This is a genomic window from Alkaliphilus peptidifermentans DSM 18978 (genome assembly GCF_900101495.1).
Lineage (GTDB): Bacteria > Bacillota > Clostridia > Peptostreptococcales > Natronincolaceae > Alkaliphilus_C > Alkaliphilus_C peptidifermentans.
Window position 1 is genome coordinate 1 of sequence record NZ_FMUS01000061.1, and the last position, 3,159, is coordinate 3,159.

At 35.7% G+C, this 3,159-nt stretch carries 3 protein-coding genes; all 3 read left to right on the forward strand.

The features are described 5' to 3' along the window. Nucleotides 1-361 precede the first annotated feature (361 nt). The 3 genes from BLP68_RS21165 (at nt 362) to BLP68_RS21175 (ending at nt 2,745) form a co-directional block, all read left to right on the forward strand. Nucleotides 362-832: a GNAT family N-acetyltransferase gene (locus BLP68_RS21165; protein ID WP_091547738.1), complete on the forward strand. Its 471-nt coding sequence runs from the start codon at nt 362-364 to the stop codon at nt 830-832. A gap of 376 nt (nt 833-1,208) precedes the next feature. Next, complete coding sequence (locus BLP68_RS21170; protein WP_091547739.1) at nt 1,209-1,751, forward strand: GNAT family N-acetyltransferase; 543 nt, start codon at nt 1,209-1,211, stop codon at nt 1,749-1,751. Nucleotides 1,752-2,220: 469 nt separating this feature from the next. Then, nucleotides 2,221-2,745: a GNAT family N-acetyltransferase gene (locus BLP68_RS21175; protein WP_091547741.1), complete on the forward strand. Its 525-nt coding sequence runs from the start codon at nt 2,221-2,223 to the stop codon at nt 2,743-2,745. The last annotated feature ends 414 nt before the right edge of the window (nt 2,746-3,159 follow it).

The following is a 3,159-nucleotide window of genomic DNA, read 5'->3' on the forward strand; positions in this document are numbered from 1 at the left end:
AGATTTTTCTTATAATGCGAAGTATTAAGATTGATAAATTTAAGGGTGCGACGTCCTGTCGCCCTCTGAGTCACGGGGCGTATGGCATCGGAGAACAATGCATTTGCATAAAGGTGCTGGAAGCACGTTTCGGGGCGGGTTCAGCACCACACCTTCTCACTGGGTGCGAGCACCTCCAAGGGGGTATCCCTTTGGGGTTCAGTTCGAAGGCGTCGCAAATGCGAGACGTTATGTGACATCTCTATCAAGGTTAATATCAAGGTAAAAATAAAATCATAATAGATTAAAAATCTACAACAAGTTCTATATCTGATAAAGCACATGGGCAGGGTATAACGACTTTAGTAGTGGAGGGATTAAAATGTATATAGATTACTTATGTAATCATCCTGAATATGTAGTAACAGTGGCAAATTGGATTCATAATGAGTTTGTTGTAAAATCAGAAAAGAGTTCAAAAAAGTTGGAACTGATTACTGAGTATTTTAAAAATACCAATTTAACATCTTTTCCGATAACACTTATTGCAGTTATAGATAATGAGTGTGTGGGAACAATTTCAATTTTTGAAAATGATTTAAAGACCCAAAATGATTTAACGCCTTGGTTAGCCTCATTGTATGTAAGTCCAAACTATAGAAGTCAAGGGATAGCAGAAAAGTTAATTAATAGAGTTCAGGAAGTTGTAAAAGGATTAGGATTTAAAACACTATATTTAAGAACCGAACATACTGCTGAATATTATAAAAGATTAGGCTGGGAGTATGTATATAAAACAAATGATGAAAAAGGGCAAGAAACCGAGGTTTTCAGAATATCAGTAAAAAATTAAGAGATCGAAATCAAACTCGCAATATCTTTCAGAAATTTCTTAAAGTTAGAAATAGGTTAGTATATGCAGATAATATAGAGTTACCGAGACGATCACATAACAATTCATTTGCATAAAGGTGCTAGAAGCAAGTTTTTAGAGAAAGGTCAGCACCACACCCTCTCACTGGGTGCAAGCACTGCCAAGGGGGTATTCCTTTAGGGTCCGGTTCAGGGACGTCGTAAACACGGAAACGTTACCTGCAATCCTTAGTATAATGTTGAGATAGTAGTTAATTTGATGTACAAAGAAGAAATAAGTGTAAAAAGGCATAGTCAAATTAAGATAAAAATTACGACATACATAATGATTATTAATAAGAGGGGAAAGATTTAAAGTGAGTATTTATGTTGAAACTGAAAGACTTATATTGCGACAATTTACAGTAAATGATTTGGAGGAATTACATGCTATATGTAGTCAGCCTTATATATTAAAGTGGATGCCTGATTGGAAAGTATCCATAGAAGAAAGGAAGGAATGGATAAGTTGGGTTGGAGAGCAGTATGCGAAATCAACTAAGAATACCGCAAGAATAATGCTTGCAGTCACCCTTAAGTCAGATAGAAAGCTTATAGGTATGGTTGGTATTGGCAATAAGGAAGAGGTTAACAATGAGATAGAAATAGCATTTTTTATTTCCGAAGAATTTAGCAATAACGGGTATATAAGTGAAGCTTCAATGGCAATGACTGAATGGGTATTTGCTAATTTAAAACTGGACTATCTAATTGCTATTGTAGAACTTGATAATATATCATCACAGAGAGTAGTCGAAAAGTCGGGATTTGCTAATCTTGAGACCAAGTGGATTTTAAATTCTGGAGAGACGGAAGAAAAGCCATTCTATTATTATCGAATATATAATAGAAATTTATGAAACTTGTAGCAATAAAGTTGGCACAGTCTAAACATTTATAAAATGAAAAGAAATTGAGATTAATTCACAAGAACAAGAATTGGTTGGTGGATGTAGAGGGTTTCCGTTAACCGGACAGCAGGTAACAATGTGTTTACATAAAGGTGTTTGAAGCACTTATCAAGGGAAAGGTCAGCGCACCACACCTTCTCACTGGGTGCAAAGCACCGCCAAGGTGTATTCCTTTAGGGTCCAGCTCGAAGGTGTCGCAAACACGAGACGTTATCTGCAATCCTTAGAATAATGCAGTGGTAGTAGTTACCTTGATGTTGAAAGAAGAAATAAGTGTAAAAAGTGATAGTCGTATTAGATAGAAAATATGCAACAGGATATGTCTTTATTAAATCGCATATGTATTAGGAATTTGTAACTAGGATTTCCAAATAAATTATTTATAAATATATAAATTAAAGTTAAGGGGGTATTTTATATGTCTATGATTAAACTAATCAAACCTACTATGGAGTATGCCAATGATATTATGGACTATAGGCAGGAGTTTCTGGATTCTGGTGATAGTCTGGCTGGTTGTGGTAACTTGCGTACATGCTCTTCAGCTGAGGAATGGATTGATGAATTAAACATACTTGAGAATAAAGAAACCTGCCCAGAAGGTAAGGTTTGTTCAAATACATACATGGCAATAAGGGTGAGTGACAATAAAATCGTTGGTATTATTGACTTCAGGCATCACATCGATCATCCAATTCTAAGTGTTTGGGGAGGTCATATTGGTTATTCTGTACGCCCTATAGAAAGAAGAAAGGGTTACGCAACAGAAATGCTTAGGCAAAATCTCATAAATTGCAAACGGCATGGATTAGACAAGGTTCTTGTGATTTGTGATTTCGATAATATTGCAAGTAAAAAAACAATAACTACAAATGGTGGTATATTTGAAAAAGAAATAATGGTAGATGGCGACAGAATGGAGCGATATTGGATTCCGCTATAATTTAGAAATATTGTTGCATAAAAAGAAAACAAGTTCTAGAAAAATTTCAATTTATTATTTAGGTTATAAGCATATCTTTACTACACAAATTCTTATATTATGGAAAATTAAAGAGTGCTATTTGTTGCACATTATCTTTTGAATACGACATTAAGGAATAAGAAATATTGGCTTGGTTGATGTAAAAGGTTTTGAGTTGACGGACAGCAGATAACAATGTTTTTGCACAAGGGTGCGGGCATGCACGTGTGGGGGAAAGGTCAGCGCACCACATCCCTTCACCGGGAACGAAGCTCCGGCAAGGGGTAGAGGAGCAGGTGGGTCCGGCTCAGGGACGTCGTAAACACGGAAACGTTAAGTGACATCACATTTCTACGGTTAAAACCTCTTAATATTTTCAATTATTTATTTTAC